This is a genomic window from Ferrovum myxofaciens (assembly GCF_000735045.1).
In the GTDB taxonomy this organism is placed as follows: Bacteria; Pseudomonadota; Gammaproteobacteria; order Burkholderiales; family Ferrovaceae; genus Ferrovum; species Ferrovum myxofaciens.
Genome location: NZ_JPOQ01000241.1, coordinates 1 through 253, shown reverse-complemented (window position 1 = coordinate 253; position 253 = coordinate 1). Strand labels below are relative to the sequence as shown.

The 253-nt window shown below is 53.8% G+C and carries 1 protein-coding gene; it reads left to right on the top strand.

What is annotated here, in order from left to right; all coding sequences use genetic code 11:
* Nucleotides 1-253, top strand: a 253-nt coding sequence (locus tag IV91_RS0113130; protein WP_031599083.1) for a helix-turn-helix domain-containing protein, incomplete at both ends; no start/stop codon positions are given.

Here is a 253-nt window from a genome sequence, read left to right as displayed (position 1 = left end):
TCCGGATGAGACGGGTACTGCTTGCCCTGTGCACGATAAGGTGGGGCGTGAGTGGCAACATTTGAACTTCTTTGAGCACCACTGTTTTTTGCATTGTGGTGTGCCGCGCATCAAGACAACCGATGGGAAGGTGTTGACGGTTGATGTGCCATGGTCCCGCCCCGGCAGTGGATTTACGCTGTTGTTTGAGGCATTTGCCATGGCGTTAATCGAACGCGAAATGCCGGTGAATCGGGTGGCCGAAATATTGGGA